The organism is Lacisediminimonas profundi (genome assembly GCF_008831265.1).
GTDB lineage: Bacteria > Pseudomonadota > Gammaproteobacteria > Burkholderiales > Burkholderiaceae_D > Lacisediminimonas > Lacisediminimonas profundi.
On sequence record NZ_VTTH01000001.1, the window covers coordinates 867,799 to 882,345 of the forward strand.

At 61.8% G+C, this 14,547-nt stretch carries 13 protein-coding genes; 11 read left to right on the top strand and 2 right to left on the bottom strand.

Translation table 11 applies throughout. The features are described from left to right. Nucleotides 1-396 precede the first annotated feature (396 nt). The 6 genes from FVE66_RS03925 (at nucleotide 397) to FVE66_RS03950 (ending at nucleotide 5,377) form a co-directional block, all read left to right on the top strand. Nucleotides 397-864, top strand: a complete 468-nt coding sequence (locus tag FVE66_RS03925) for a universal stress protein (protein WP_151446056.1) — start codon at nucleotides 397-399, stop codon at nucleotides 862-864. 126 nt (nucleotides 865-990) lie between these two features. Next, nucleotides 991-1,200: a hypothetical protein gene (locus FVE66_RS20265; protein WP_151446057.1), complete on the top strand. Its 210-nt coding sequence runs from the start codon at nucleotides 991-993 to the stop codon at nucleotides 1,198-1,200. Between the two features lie 136 nt (nucleotides 1,201-1,336). Further along, nucleotides 1,337-1,678 (top strand): helix-turn-helix domain-containing protein, encoded by a 342-nt coding sequence (locus FVE66_RS03935; RefSeq protein WP_151446058.1) that lies wholly within the window; start codon nucleotides 1,337-1,339, stop codon nucleotides 1,676-1,678. Nucleotides 1,679-1,950: 272 nt separating this feature from the next. Beyond that, nucleotides 1,951-2,175, top strand: coding sequence for a hypothetical protein (locus FVE66_RS03940; RefSeq protein WP_151446059.1), 225 nt, complete (start codon nucleotides 1,951-1,953; stop codon nucleotides 2,173-2,175). Between the two features lie 108 nt (nucleotides 2,176-2,283). Continuing rightward, the gene (locus FVE66_RS03945; protein ID WP_151446060.1) at nucleotides 2,284-3,942 is read left to right on the top strand and encodes a peptide chain release factor 3; all 1,659 of its coding nucleotides are present in this window, start codon (nucleotides 2,284-2,286) and stop codon (nucleotides 3,940-3,942) included. 79 nt (nucleotides 3,943-4,021) lie between these two features. Next, nucleotides 4,022-5,377: a TAXI family TRAP transporter solute-binding subunit gene (locus FVE66_RS03950; RefSeq protein WP_151446061.1), complete on the top strand. Its 1,356-nt coding sequence runs from the start codon at nucleotides 4,022-4,024 to the stop codon at nucleotides 5,375-5,377. A gap of 56 nt (nucleotides 5,378-5,433) precedes the next feature. Here FVE66_RS03950 and FVE66_RS03955 read toward each other — a convergent pair whose 3' ends face one another. After that, on the bottom strand, nucleotides 5,434-5,898 hold the full coding sequence (locus tag FVE66_RS03955) for a rhodanese-like domain-containing protein (protein WP_151446062.1): 465 nt from the start codon (nucleotides 5,896-5,898) through the stop codon (nucleotides 5,434-5,436). A gap of 397 nt (nucleotides 5,899-6,295) precedes the next feature. Between FVE66_RS03955 and glnA the strand changes: the two genes are divergently transcribed. The 5 genes from glnA to FVE66_RS03980 all read left to right on the top strand — a co-directional run bounded on the left by glnA (nucleotide 6,296) and on the right by FVE66_RS03980 (nucleotide 12,622). Beyond that, nucleotides 6,296-7,711 carry a type I glutamate--ammonia ligase gene (glnA, locus tag FVE66_RS03960; protein WP_151446063.1) on the top strand — a complete coding sequence of 472 codons (1,416 nt, stop codon included), beginning with the start codon at nucleotides 6,296-6,298 and terminating at the stop codon, nucleotides 7,709-7,711. A gap of 176 nt (nucleotides 7,712-7,887) precedes the next feature. Further along, complete coding sequence (locus FVE66_RS03965; RefSeq protein WP_151446064.1) at nucleotides 7,888-8,379, top strand: DUF4124 domain-containing protein; 492 nt, start codon at nucleotides 7,888-7,890, stop codon at nucleotides 8,377-8,379. Between the two features lie 74 nt (nucleotides 8,380-8,453). After that, on the top strand, nucleotides 8,454-9,527 hold the full coding sequence (gene glnL, locus FVE66_RS03970) for a nitrogen regulation protein NR(II) (RefSeq protein ID WP_151446065.1): 1,074 nt from the start codon (nucleotides 8,454-8,456) through the stop codon (nucleotides 9,525-9,527). 101 nt (nucleotides 9,528-9,628) lie between these two features. Then, a complete protein-coding gene (ntrC, locus tag FVE66_RS03975; RefSeq protein ID WP_151446066.1) occupies nucleotides 9,629-11,212 on the top strand; it encodes a nitrogen regulation protein NR(I) in 1,584 nt (527 codons plus the stop codon). A gap of 237 nt (nucleotides 11,213-11,449) precedes the next feature. Further along, nucleotides 11,450-12,622, top strand: coding sequence for an acyl-CoA dehydrogenase family protein (locus tag FVE66_RS03980; RefSeq protein WP_151446067.1), 1,173 nt, complete (start codon nucleotides 11,450-11,452; stop codon nucleotides 12,620-12,622). A 107-nt stretch (nucleotides 12,623-12,729) separates the two neighbouring features. Here FVE66_RS03980 and prpR read toward each other — a convergent pair whose 3' ends face one another. Continuing rightward, complete coding sequence (prpR, locus tag FVE66_RS03985; protein WP_151446068.1) at nucleotides 12,730-14,364, bottom strand: propionate catabolism operon regulatory protein PrpR; 1,635 nt, start codon at nucleotides 14,362-14,364, stop codon at nucleotides 12,730-12,732. Nucleotides 14,365-14,547 lie beyond the last annotated feature (183 nt).

Consider the following 14,547-nt stretch of genomic DNA (forward strand, 5'->3'; position numbering starts at 1 on the left):
CCCCGCGGCGGGCTTTTTTTTCGGCGCCCCATATCAGCAACCTGAATATCTGGTATCAGGAATGGAAAGCAGACAAGGTGTTGCCGCGCCGATATAGTTACACCTGTCTCCTCCACCCTTCCAAAAGGATGGATTAGCCCGCAAACCGCAAGGTTCGCGGGCTTTTTTTTCGTGCGCCCGGCATGGGCGCATTCATGCCCTCTCGTTTGCCCTCTCGTCCTGTTGGCCCGAGCCACCCCGTCCGGGCCAGCACCTCGTGCTGCGCTGCGCTCCCGATCAACTCCATCCCCTGATTGCCGAAATGGTATTGGTGCTGTAACTTTGCGCAAGAACGCTTCGGAAGAAAAGCGTATTCATCATTGTCGTCTACATCGATGTCCCGACGGAGGAGCAGGTATGTACAGCAAGATATTGATCGCTTATAACGGATCGCCCGAAAGCCGGCTGGCCCTGCATGAATGCATCCGGCTGGCGCCGGGCAAGGATGCCCAGGTTCATCTGGTCGTGGTGGTAACGCCGCCGCCTTACCTGCTGGTCGGCGAGTATGCCGCGGCAGCTGTCCTCAGCGTCGAGGAGGGACTGGCCGCGGAAAAGCAGAAGATGGAAAAGGAAATCGCTGCAGGCCATGCGCTGCTGGCGGAGGCCGGACTGAACGTCACCAGTCACCTCGAGGTGGGTGAACCGGCAGACGTGATCGAGGAAATGGTGGATCGCCTTGGCGTGGAACTGGTGATTGTCGGGCATGCCCGGCACAAGCCGTTCGCGCTGCGCTGGTGGCGGGGGTCGGTCGATGCCGTGCTGGTCGACAAGGTTCGCTGCAGCGTGCTGGTCGCCAGCGACCGTAACCGCAACAGTCCGAAATGACCGGCATGCGCATGTGAGCGGAACGGGGGCGGGGCCGCAGCACGATTGATTCTCCTCATCCCGTCATTTTTTCTGGCCGGTAATCTCGTTCACGTGCAGCAACAACGTCGTGACCCGGAGGCGAGGATGAGACATCAAGTTGAGGCGAGTGAATCGGCATTGGTTGCGCCGTCCCTGGCACGGCCTGGAATTGCCACCCTGCAGCCAAAAGGGAGCTGCTGGTATTGCGACCAGGCTGTGGACAATGTCCGGCGCTTCTGCAGCCCGGCGTGCCGCACTGATTACCTGGAGGAAGAGGAGGGCTATTTCGACCCGCCTCGATCGCCCCAGGCCTGATGCGCGTGGTATCACTCTCTGGCCCCGATTCCTTCTACATCAAGTCCGGGAAAATTGCGATTGTGATACCTCAAGTCACGGCCGGGTCAGCTCGTCACAATCGGTTACAGCACATGACCAACGACGAGGGGACGAGATGATTGAGCAATTCGATATGCGGCCCAACGGCTACGATCCCGACAACCTGCTCGGTTCCCTGATCGGGCGCCTCAGGCTGAAAAACGATGCCGCGCTGTCGCGTGCGCTCGAAGTCGCACCGCCTGTGATCAGCAAGATCCGGCACCGGCGCTTGCCGGTCGGCGCCTCGCTGCTGATCCGGATGCATGAGGTGAGCAACCTGAGCATCGAGGAGTTGCGCGAGCTGATGGGCGATCGCCGCGGCAAATTCCGCATCAGCGACAAGCAGTTCAAGCCGAAACTCGCAGGCCCGGGCGCACGTGCCGATGCCGGATCGGCGATGGCGGCCCAGCAGGCGTGAACTGCAGGCGGCTTGGCATCACTCCTGAGCATCACCCCGTCCCGATTTAGAGAGCGGCAATGGTCGATCGACTTCATGGCTCCCTCCCCGTGAAAGGGAGGGAGCGTTCGTGGCGTGCACCGGTCTGCGCTGTCAATCAAGATGTGGGCAGCGATTTGCCCGCATTGAGCAGTGCGACACGGGGTTTTCTGATGCCTTGTTGTCGATCCGCAAAGTAGAGCTTGTGCCGTGGACTTAGCATCAAGTCAACATTCTTCGTGCTGGCGGTTATCATGCAATCCAGGCCAGATCTCAGTTCAGACGATGTGATAGACGCGCTGGTCGCGGCCTTGAGCCATCCGGATTTCGCCCAGACTGACCGCGAGCTCTGTCGGGAGGCGCTGCGAGGACTGGTGCGGCTGGCGCAGGCGGAACAGTTGCTGCGCATGCAGGTCGATTTCAACCAGATGACCAATCCGCTTGCGCTGCGCGCTGGCGTACGCCGGCCGTCAAGGTAAGGCTCCCTGCCGGGGCGGCGGAGCCGTTGGCGAGCGCCGTTCCTTGTCCTGCATTAGACTTGCGGGACAAACGCAGTTAGACTCTCACGCTTTTCGCACCTCCTCCCCATGGCCACCCCATCCGATTCCCCGGCGGCCGCCGACGACTCCCTCGCCCCCGCTACAGTTCCGGCGGAACTGATTGCGCGCGAGGTAGCACGCCGTCGTACCTTTGCCATCATTTCCCACCCTGACGCCGGCAAGACCACGCTGACTGAAAAGCTGCTGCTGTTTTCGGGCGCGATCCAGCTCGCCGGCACGGTCAAGGGCAGGAAAAGCGGCCGTCACGCGACTTCCGACTGGATGGAAATCGAGAAGCAGCGCGGCATTTCGGTTGCCAGTTCGGTAATGCAGTTCGAGTACCGCGACCACGTGGTCAACCTGCTCGACACGCCGGGCCACCAGGATTTTTCCGAAGACACCTATCGGGTGCTGACGGCAGTGGACTCGGCATTGATGGTGATCGATGCCGCCAAGGGCGTTGAAGCGCAGACCATCAAGCTGCTCGACGTATGCCGGATGCGCGCCACCCCGATCATCACCTTCATGAACAAGCTCGACCGCGAAACCCGCGATCCGCTCGAGCTTCTGGACGAGGTCGAGTCGGTGCTGAACATACAGTGCGCACCGGTGACCTGGCCGATCGGAATGGGCAAGAGTTTCCGCGGCGTCTACCATTTGCTGCGCGACGAAATCATGCTGTTTGCCGCCGGCAGCGAGCGCGCCGACCAGACCTTTGAAATCGTCAAGGGCATCGACAATCCGCGCCTGGCCGAAATGTTTCCGCTCGAGATCGAGCAGCTGAAGATGGAAGTCGAACTGGTTCACGGCGCTTCCCATCCGTTCGACCTCGAGGCCTTCCTGGCGGGAAGGCAGACGCCGGTTTTCTTTGGTTCTGCGATCAACAACTTCGGCGTGCGCGAGATCCTCGACGCCCTGCTGGACTGGGCCCAGGAGCCGCGGCCGCGCGACGCCACCGCCAGGGTGGTGGCGCCTGGCGAGACAGCTTTTTCGGGCTTCGTTTTCAAGATCCAGGCCAACATGGATCCGGCGCATCGTGACCGCATCGCATTCCTGCGGGTTTGCTCGGGCCGTTTTGAACGTGGCATGAAGATCAAGCACCTGCGGCTGAACCGCGAGATCAAGTTATCAAGTGTGGTCACCTTCATGGCATCGAGCCGCGAGCAAGTCGAGGAAGCCTATGCCGGCGACATCATCGGCCTGCCCAACCACGGCAACATGCAGATCGGCGACAGCTTTTCCGAGGGCGAGATGCTGCAGTTCACCGGCATTCCGTTCTTTGCGCCGGACTTTTTCCGTTCTGTTCGCATCCGCAACCCGATCAAGGCGAAGCAGTTGCAAAAGGGCTTGCAGCAGCTGGGCGAGGAAGGTGCGGTACAGGTTTTCAAACCCATCCACAACCAGGATCTGGTGCTCGGCGCAGTCGGCGTGCTGCAGTTCGAAGTGGTCGCCAGCCGCCTGCTTAACGAATATGGCGTCGACGCGGTTTTCGAAGGCACCAGCATCAGCAGCGCGCGCTGGATCTCGTGTGACGACAAGCGAATGCTGGCTGACTTCGAGCGCTCGTCTGCGGGGCAGCATCTTGCCCACGATGCGGCCGGCAACCTGGCCTATCTGGCGACCTCCGGCGTGAACCTGCGGCTGGCGCAGGAGCGCTGGCCGGGCATCACCTTCCATTCCACCCGCGAGCACTCTGCCCGCCTGTAACCCTTGGTAGCCGGCCGCAGCTTGCGCTGCGCCGGCTTTCTTGGCATGGTGACGCCTTCCGTCCATTCTTGTCCCCAGCATGCCAAAGATCCTGCAATTCTCGAAGTTCGCCTTGCGCGACCTGATTGCCACCGCCGGATTGCCGCTGTTGTTGGCCGTGCTGGTTTGTGCGCTGGTCTACTGGCTGGTCGATCCGTTTCCGCCGACAGTCGTCACGCTGTCCACCGGCCAGGAAAACAGCTCGTACGAGCAGTTCGGCCGCCGCTACGCAGCAAAGCTGAAGAAGCAGGGCATCGAAGTCCGGATCCAGCGATCCCAGGGGTCGCAGCAGAACCTGGAGCGGCTGAAGGATCCGAAGTCAGGCGTCGATATCGCATTTGTCCAGAGCGGATCGGCATCGCCCGAAAATGCGGGCGGCCTGCAATCTCTCGGCAGCCTGTTCACCGAGCCGGTCTGGTTGTTCTATCGGGACAAGTACGAGCTCACCCTGCTGACGCAGATCAAGGGTCTGCGGGTGAATATTGGTCCCGAGGGGAGTGGCGTGCCGACAATGTTCCGGAAAATCCTGTCGGTCAATGGCATCGAGCCCGGCGAACTCGTACTCGGTGCCCTTGAAAACACGCCGGCCACCGTCGAACTGCTGGAAGGGCGCATCGATGCCCTGGCATTCAGTTCTGCGCCGAATGCGCCCCTGATCCAGATGCTGCTGCAGACGCCCGGCATACGCCTGTTCGATTTCAGCCAGGCCGAGGCCTACACCCGCCGTTTGCCGTTCATGACCCATGTGGCCCTGCCGCGCGGGATCGTTGATCTCGGGCGCGACATTCCTGCCCGCGATTACCAGCTGATCGCGCCCACTGCCACGCTGGTGGCGCGGGATGAACTCCATCCTGCGCTGGTCGACCTGTTCGTGCAGGCTGCGGGTGAAATCCACGGCGGTGCCGGCTGGTTCCGGCGGCGTGGCGAGTTTCCCAATGCCGGCTACAACGAGATCCCGGTCGCACGCGATGCAGAAAGGTTCTACAAGAATGGTCCGCCGCTGTTGCAGCGCTACATGCCCTACTTGCTGGCCAATTTTTTCGAACGTATGTGGGTCTGGATCGTCGCCCTCGGCGCGTTGTTCCTGCCGCTGTCACGCGTGCTGCCGCCGCTGTACGTCTGGCGGGTGCGTTCGCGCGTGTTCCGCTGGTATGGCGAGTTGCGCACCGTCGAGCAAGCAGTCTCGGATGTGCCTGCCGGCGAGCGCGCGGAAGTCTATGCGCTGCAATTGGAGCGGCTGAACCAGATCGAGGAGCGGGTCAACCAGATCTCGATCCCGCTGGCCTACGCCGAGGAGCTGTACGGCCTGCGCAGCCATATCAACTTCGTGCGCCTGCGGGTTGCAGCGCTTGGAGCGCATGGAGCGCACGGAGCAGCGCTACCCGAACTGGCGTGATGCCGGCATCCACGCCAAGCTGACGTCGGTCCGGTCGGCCCGATTGGCCCGGTTGGTCAGGCGCCGACCCAGGGCATCCCGGCGTGGCACCAGCCGCCCACGGTCTTGCGGTGCCCGTGGCTGTCCTTGTCGCCTTCGAAACCTTCCAGGATGTCGAAGCAATTTGCATAGCCATGTTCGGTGGCCAGCTTCGCCCCATGGCGCGAACGCACGCCGGAGCGGCACAGGAACAGCAGCACATCGTCGCTGGCTGCGACCTGGTTCAATTCCCAGATGAACTCCGGGTTTGGCGTGCCGCCGGGGTAAAGCGACCACTGGACGGCGAGGTGCTGCGATTCCGGCAGCAGCACCCGGCCGACCCAGTCGCGTTCTGCATTTGTGCGTACGTCGACCAGCTTGACCTTCGGGGCCATGAGCAACAGACTATGCGCTTCAGTTGGCGTCACGGCTCCGGCGTAAGGAAACTGGCCGGATTGTCCTCGTTCGCGGGCGGCAGCAAGAATTTCTTCGGGCGTGGTCATGGTCTCGGCTTTGTTTGACGGAATTGGTGGTAAGGGCAACAAAACAATTATAAGCCTTCAGAAAGCTGCCCGATCTTGCCCGGGAAGTGTTGCACTGTTGTGGTGCGAATGAGAATCAACGCACTATAAAGGTGCGGTGACGGGTGTAAACGCACCCTGTAGGTGCATCGCAGCATCCGGGTGGCAAGGCTGGTTTCACTGCGGGTAATTTTTCCTTATAAATCAATGCGTTCTGGAATGATTTCGCGCACGGGCCTGGCGCATTTCGGTGGCATGGATTCTGCTATCATGACGGGCTGGTTTTGGTCGCTTGCTGCTACGGGCTTGTCCACAAGTTCGCTGAGCCAGAGGTCCGTGACACAAATAACATTACTCGTACTCTTTTAGGAGAATTCGCATGGCAAGGACGGCCGCAGAGGTCTTGAAGATGGTGAAAGATAACGAGGTCAAGTTCGTTGACTTCCGTTTCGCCGACACCCGGGGCAAGGAGCAGCACGTAACTGTTCCCGTTTCGCACTTCGACATGGACAAGTTCGAGTCGGGCCATGCTTTCGACGGTTCCTCGATCGCTGGCTGGAAGGGCATCGAGGCATCGGACATGATCCTGGTGCCGGACCCGAACACCGCCAATATCGACCCGTTCATGGAAGAGACGACGCTGTTCATGCAGTGCGACGTCATCGAACCGTCGGACGGCAAGGGCTATGACCGCGATCCGCGCTCGATCGCCAAGCGCGCCGAAGCCTACCTGAAGTCCTCCGGCATGGGCGACACCGCCTACTTCGGCCCGGAGCCAGAATTTTTCATCTTCGACAGCGTGCGCTGGCAGATCGACATGTCGGGCTGCTTCGTCAAGATCGGCTCCGAAGAAGCATCCTGGAGCAGCGGCAAGGAGCTGGAAGGCGGCAACACCGGCTATCGTCCGACGGTCAAGGGTGGCTATTTCCCGGTTCCTCCGGTCGACAGCTTCCAGGACATGCGCTCCGAGATGTGCCTGATCCTCGAAGCGATGGGCATTCCGGTTGAAGTGCACCACCATGAAGTCGCTGGCGCCGGCCAGAACGAAATCGGCACCAGGTTCTCGACCCTGGTCGAGCGCGCCGACTGGACCCAGAACATGAAGTACGTGATCCAGAACGTGGCCCACACCTACGGCAAGACGGCGACCTTCATGCCCAAGCCTATCGTCGGCGACAACGGCTCCGGCATGCACGTTCACCAGTCAGTCTGGAAGGATGGCAAGAACCTGTTCGCAGGCGACGGCTATGCCGGCCTGTCCGAATTCGCTCTGTACTACATCGGCGGCATCATCAAGCATGCCCGTGCGCTGAACGCGATCACGAACCCCGGCACCAACTCGTACAAGCGCCTGGTGCCTGGCTACGAAGCGCCGGTGAAGCTTGCCTACTCGGCACGCAACCGCTCGGCCTCGATCCGCATTCCGCACGTCAGCAATCCGAAGGGCCGTCGTGTCGAAGCCCGTTTCCCGGATCCTTCGGCCAACCCGTACCTGTGCTTTGCTGCCTTGCTGATGGCTGGCCTGGACGGCGTGCAGAACAAGATTCACCCGGGCGAAGCTGCCTCCAAGGACCTGTACCACCTGCCGCCGGAAGAAGACGCGAAGATCCCGACCGTCTGCTCGTCGCTCGACCAGGCCCTGGAATATCTCGACAAGGACCGCGAGTTCCTGACCCGCGGCGGCGTGTTCAGCGACACCATGATCGACGCCTACATCGAACTGAAGATGCAGGAAGTGCAGCGTTTCCGCATGACGACCCATCCGGTCGAGTTCGACATGTACTACGCGCTGTAATCGCCTCGCTGCCGCCTGCGGCATGAGGACATGCAGGCGGAGCAGCCCCCGGGTGCTCCGCCTGTTTTTTTTCCGGCCTGTTGCGTTCGTGTCGGTCCCGGGCAAGCGGAATTTGAAATGCCCCGGCAACTGGCCTACACTGGCATTCCGTCTCTTTCGGTACGGAAACAAGCCATATGAAAGCACCAATTACAGCATTGCTCATCCTCGCGGCGGGCGTCGCGCAAGCGCAGAGCGCGCAGTCCGAAGTCTATGTGTGCGTGAACGAGAATGGCACCAGGGAGTACAAGAACACTGGAATGACCAAGGGCTGCAAGCGGGTCGACCTGCCGGGTGTGGCGATGATCGCAGCGCCCTACAGGAAGCCGGTTGCGCAGACCGCAGCGGTAAAGCCGGCATCGTCGCCGGGGGATTTTCCGCGCATCGACAGCGGCACGCAAAAGGTCCGCGACAATGACCGCATGCAAATCCTTTCGGACGAGTTGAAAGCCGAGGAAAAGAAATTGGCGGCCTTGCGCCAGGAGTTCAATAACGGCGAGCCCGAACGCCGCGGCGACGAGCGCAATTACGCGAAGTACCAGGATCGGGTTGCGTCGATGAAGGAAGGTATCGCGCGCAGCGAGAAAAACGTCGAGGCGCTCAAGCGCGAGATCGCCAATCTGAAATAGCGTCCCGTGCCGGCGCCGTTCGGTTCACAAGGATCACAAGGCCGCCCCGGGTGGCCTTTATTTTTTGCAAATTCGTGAAGACTCTTCCACCTCCGACAGAAGGTCTTGACCTTCTGACTTCTGCCGTGCTGCTGTTCGATGCCGACCAGCGCGTCTGCTATGCCAATCCCGCTGCAGAGAATTTGCTGGAGAGTTCGGCCAAGTCGCTCGCCGGCCATACGCTGGCGGAGTTGTTCGTCAACGGTGACGAACTGGTCACGATGTTCGAGCAGGCAGTGGCCCACCAGTTTGCCGACAAGCGGGTCGACATGATGCTGGAGCGCCCGGGGCGCGATCCGCTCCACGTGCATGTGGTGGTGGCCGCGCTCGACAGCCGCGAGCGGCCGGTGCTGATCGAGTTGCGCGAGAACGTGCAGCAGCTGAAGCTGGACCGCGAGGAACGGCTGCTGGACCAGAGCCAGGCCAACAAGGAACTGATCCGCAACCTGGCGCACGAAATCAAGAATCCGCTGGGCGGCATCCGTGGCGCCGCGCAGTTGCTGGAGCTCGAGCTGCCGGAGCGGCATCTCAAGGAGCTGCGTGAATACACGCAGGTCATCATCAAGGAAGCGGACCGCCTGCAGACGCTGGTCGACCGGCTGCTCGCACCGCACCGGCATCCGCACATTGTCGGCGACGTCAACATCCATGAAGTGTTCGAGCGGGTGCGCAGCCTGATCCTGGCGGAATTTCCGAATGGATTGACGATACATCGCGATTACGACTTGTCGGTTCCGGAATTCAGGGGCGACAAGGAACAGTTGATCCAGGCGGTGTTGAATATTGCCCACAATGCAGCGCAGGCGCTGTCCGAACGGATTGCCGCAGGCGATGCGTTGCTGATTTTCCAGACTCGTGTCGCGCGCCAGGTGACCATCGCAAAGGCCCGTTATCGGCTGGCATTAGACTTGCATATCATCGACAACGGACCGGGCATACCTACGGACATACAAGACCGCATCTTTTATCCGCTCGTATCGGGACGGGATGGTGGCAGCGGTCTTGGACTTACGCTGGCGCAGACATTCGTGCAGCAGCATCTCGGAATGATCGAATGCGAGAGCCGCCCGGGCCACACTGATTTCCGGATACTGATACCGCTGCCATGATTCGTTGGCCGCGTCATCGGTCCGGATGAATTTGGATTCTGCGGAGCTGGCTGCGTCAATCAAGGCGTCGCTGGCAAGCATGTGAAAGACACAGAAAATATATGAAACCAATCTGGATTGTTGATGACGACGAATCGATTCGCTGGGTGCTTGAAAAAGCGCTGGCACGCGAGAATCTGGCGACCCGCAGCTTCTCGAATGCGCGCGATGCGATAGAAGCGCTCAAGACCAGCACGCCGCAAGTACTGGTCTCCGACATCCGGATGCCGGGTGAATCCGGGCTGGCCTTGCTGCAAGAGGTAAAGGTCAATCATCCCGGCCTGCCCGTCATCATCATGACCGCATTTTCGGACCTCGATTCCGCGGTTGCCGCATTCCAGGGCGGCGCATTCGAATATCTTGCCAAGCCCTTCGATCTCGACAAGGCGGTCGAACTGATCCGCCGCGCGCTGGACGAAAGCCTGCGCGAAGCAAGCGTCGAGCAACTGCTCTCCGACACCCCCGAGATGCTCGGCCAGGCGCCGGCGATGCAGGACGTGTTCCGTGCGATCGGCAGGCTGTCGCAATCCAATGTCACGGTACTGATTACCGGCGAATCCGGCACCGGCAAGGAACTGGTTGCGCGCGCCTTGCACAAGCACAGCCCGCGTTCCGGCCAGCCCTTCATCGCGCTGAACACGGCGGCGATTCCCAAGGACTTGCTGGAGTCGGAACTATTCGGGCATGAACGCGGCGCCTTCACCGGCGCGCAGGCCATGCGCCGTGGCCGCTTCGAACAGGCGGAGGGCGGCACGCTGTTCCTGGACGAGATCGGCGACATGCCATTCGACCTGCAGACCCGCCTGCTGCGTGTGCTGTCGGACGGGCATTTCTATCGGGTTGGCGGACACCAGCCGCTGAAAGCGGATGTGCGGGTGATCGCCGCGACCCACCAGAATCTGGAGACGCGTGTGCGGGAAGGCCTGTTCCGCGAAGATCTCTATCACCGGCTCAACGTGATTCGCCTGCGCCTGCCGCCGCTGCGCGAGCGCCGCGAGGACATTCCGATCCTGACCCGTTTCTTCCTGGCCCAGAGTGCAAGGCAACTGGGAGTCGAAGCCAAGCGCATGTCGGATAACGCGATGCAGTTCCTGGCTGGCCTGGACCTGCCTGGCAACGTCCGCCAGCTGGAAAACTTGTGCAACTGGATCACGGTCATGGCACCCGGCCAGACCGTGGAAGTCAAGGATTTGCCGCCCGAGCTGATCGATGGGCAGGCCGCCATGGCGGCCGGCGCCGGGCCGAGTTCATCGGCTCCGGCATCGCTGCTGTCGCCAACTGCATCGGTTGGCAGCGATCCGCAGACGGCTTTCATCAGCGTCAATGGCGGCATTGCAGCCAGCGCACCATTCCAGCACGGCCATATACTGAATGGCGCACCGATTGCGGGCGCTGGTACCGGCGGCGGAAATGGAAATGGAAGCTGGGTTGCTTTACTGGAGGCCGAGGCCGCCAGCATGCTGTCGGCCGGGCGGCCAGAGGTGATGGATGCGTTGGGCCGCCAGTTCGAGTCCGCATTGATCAAGACTGCCTTGCGCTATACGCATGGGCGCAAGAACGATGCGGCGGTCCGCCTGGGGATAGGGCGCAATACGATCACGCGCAAGATCCACGAGTTGGGGATAGACGGCGCCAAGGATGAGTAAGGGCGCCTGATCGCCGGCGGCTTTGTCGGTCGGTCGCACAAGCAGGGCCGGGCTCCTGGATCAGGAGGCCGGCCCTGCTTGCATTTGAGGACCGCTGGATGTCAGGTGGGCGGGGTCAGGGTCAGAGGTTTTTTTGAAAAAACGCCCGGCTGTGTTCTCATCATGTTCATGCGCGCTCCCGAGCCATCCCATCCGGCGGATGTCCTGGCGCCTTCCAGACCTTGAAGGTGTGAACCCATGAATTTCGAGCTGACCCCCGAACAGCAATCCATTTGCGATGCCGTCAAGGATTTGTGCAATCGCTTCCCGGAGACCTACTGGCGCGAGCGTGATATTGACGGTGTCTTTCCGCACGACTTCTACAATGCGATGGGGCAGGCCGGCTGGCTTGGCCTGGCCATTCCGGAAGAGTATGGGGGCGCCGGCCTTGGCGTGCAGGAAGCGGCGGTGATGATGCAGACAGTGGCTGAATCGGGTGCCTGCCTGAGCGGCTGCTCCAGCATCCACATCAACATCTTCGGACTGATGCCCGTGGTGGTGTACGGTACCGAGGAGCAGAAGCGCCGCATGCTGCCACCCATGGCCAAAGGGCAGGTCAAGGCCTGCTTCGGCGTGACCGAACCGGATGCCGGCCTGAACACCACCCGCCTGAAGACGCGCGCAGTGCGCAAGGGCGATCGCTATGTGGTGCATGGCCAGAAGGTGTGGATTTCCACGGCGCAGGTGGCCGACAAGATATTGCTGCTGGCACGAACCACGCCAATCGAGGATCTGCCAGCCGGCAAGACCTCGGGCGGGCTCTCGCTCTTCTATACGGACCTGGATCGCAGCAAGGTCGATGTGCGCCTGATCGACAAGATGGGGCGCAAGTGCGTGGACTCCAACGAACTCTTCATAGACGGGCTGGAGATTCCGGTGGAAGACCGCATTGGCGAGGAAGGCCAGGGCTTCAAGTACATCCTGCACGGCATGAACCCGGAGCGTGTCCTGCTTGCCGCCGAGGCAGTGGGCATCGGGCGCGTCGCCCTGCAAAAAGCGGCCGCTTATGCCCGCGACCGGGTGGTGTTTGACCGCCCCATTGGCCAGAATCAGGCGATCCAGCACCCGCTGGCCGAGAACTGGGTGGAATTGCAGGCGGCACAACTGCTCGCGATGAAGGCTGCCTGGCTGTATGACAACGGGCGCGATTGCGGCGCGGAGGCCAATGCCGCCAAGTACTTCAGCGCCGAGGCCGGCTTTCGCGCTTGCGAGCGCGCGATCCTCACGCATGGGGGAATGGGCTATTCGAAGGAGTTTCATGTCGAGCGTTATCTGCGCGAGATCATGATCCTGCGCATCGCGCCAGTGAGCCGTGAGCTGATCCTCAGCCACATTGCCGAGCGTGTACTGGGGCTGCCCAAGTCCTATTGATCGAGCAGTTTGCGCTTAAAAAACGGAAGAGCGGCGCAACGAAGTTGTTCTTGCAGCTCGACCCGGCAGCCAGGTGCTTGGCCGGGTCCGGAGCCGAGGGCCCGTCCTCACCCCACCTTCCCACCCAGCCGCCGCCAAAGCGTGGTCCGGCTGATCCCGAGATGCCGCGCAACCGCATTCCGGTTACCCCCGTAATGCGCCATCAACTTCTGCAGGTCTTCGCCAGTCGCTTCCTCCTCGCGCCCTGGCTCCGGCCGGACATCTGCCAGCTCCGTTCCCACGGCACCCTGCACCAGTTCCGGCGCCACCTTCAGCAAGAAGCCGGGCCCGAACGCCTGCAGCGGCGTCGCCGCCAGGAACAGCGCAGCACGCTGCATCAGGTTGCGCAGCTCGCGCACATTCCCCGGCCACGCATAAGCCTGCAACAGGCCGGCACAGGCGTCGATTTCCGCATGAAGGTTGGTACCCGGGCGGACCCCGAGGTCGGCCAGCGCATTCTTCAGGCACCACTCGGCCAGCGGGGCAATATCGGTGGGCCGATCGCGCAGGGCCGGCAGCGCCAGCCGCAATACCGACAGCCGATAGAACAGGTCGGCACGGAAGCTGCCGTCGCGCACCCGCTGCTCCAGGTCGCAGTGCGTCGCGCTGATGATGCGTGCGTTGACCGGGATCGGCCGCGTGCCGCCGACCCGCATCACTTCCCGCTCTTCCAGCACCCGCAGCAGCCGCGTTTGCAATGCCAGCGGCATCTCGCCGATCTCGTCCAGGAACAGCGTGCCGCCATGCGCCGCCTCGAACAGTCCGGCATGCCCGCCGCGGCGCGAGCCAGTGAACGCGCCTTCCTCGTAGCCGAACAGTTCCGACTCCAGCAGCGATTCCGCAATCGCGCCGCAATTGACTGCGACGAAAGGCTTGCCGATCCGCTGCGCGATGGCGCTCTCGCGGTGGATCGCCTGTGCCACCAGTTCCTTGCCGGTGCCGGTTTCGCCATGGATCAGCACCGTTGCCGGCGACCTGGCGTACAGCACGATCGACTGGCGCAACGCCTGCATCGCCGGCGATTCGCCACGCAGGTCGTTCAGCCCGTGCCGGGCCCGCAAATGCTCGGCAACCGGATGGCTGCGCTGCCGTGCCGCCTGCAAGTGCGCGAAGCGGGCCAGTTCCAGCGCATCCTCGAAGGCTTGCCGGATCGACGCTGACGAGTACACGAAGACGCCGGTCAGTCCCGCTTCCTCCACCAGGTCCGTGACCAGGCCGGCGCCGACAATGGCTTTCACGCCCGCTGCCTTCAGTTCGCTGATCTGGGCTCGCGCATCTTCCGCGGTGGCGTAGGTGCGCTGCAGGATCGGCAGGCCGAACGTGGCCTGGAATTCAGCCAGCTCGGGCAGGCTTTCCTGATAGGTAACGATGCCGATTTTCGGTGAAATGCGGCGTGCCCGCGCCAGAGCCTGCAGGTAATCGAAGCCGCTTGCCTTGGCCACGATCACCGGTACCGAGAGCCGGGCCTTGAGCCAGGCGCCATTGGAGCCGGCGGCGATCACGGCGTCGCAGCGCTCGGTCTCGAGACGCTCGCGTATGTGACGAACGGCCTCGTCGAAGCCGAGACTGATCGGCTCGATCACAGCCTGATCGTCGAATTCGACCGTAATGTCGCGGAACAGGTCGGACAGGCGCGAAATCGACACGGTCCAGATGACCGGCTTGTCGGCGTTATCGCGGGTAGCAGGGGTGGGGCGGGCCATGTTTCAAGTGCTCGTTTCAATGTTTCAAATAACGGTTCAATTGAAACACAAATCGGCGTCGTGGAACAGGGGGTCTTTGCGTGGCAAGAGTGACAATGAATCGTCAACTGCCTGATTTCACTGGCGTTTTTTCTTGCGGCAGGATGAAACATCGGTCGTCGCGGCACATGGCACAGCGCTTGC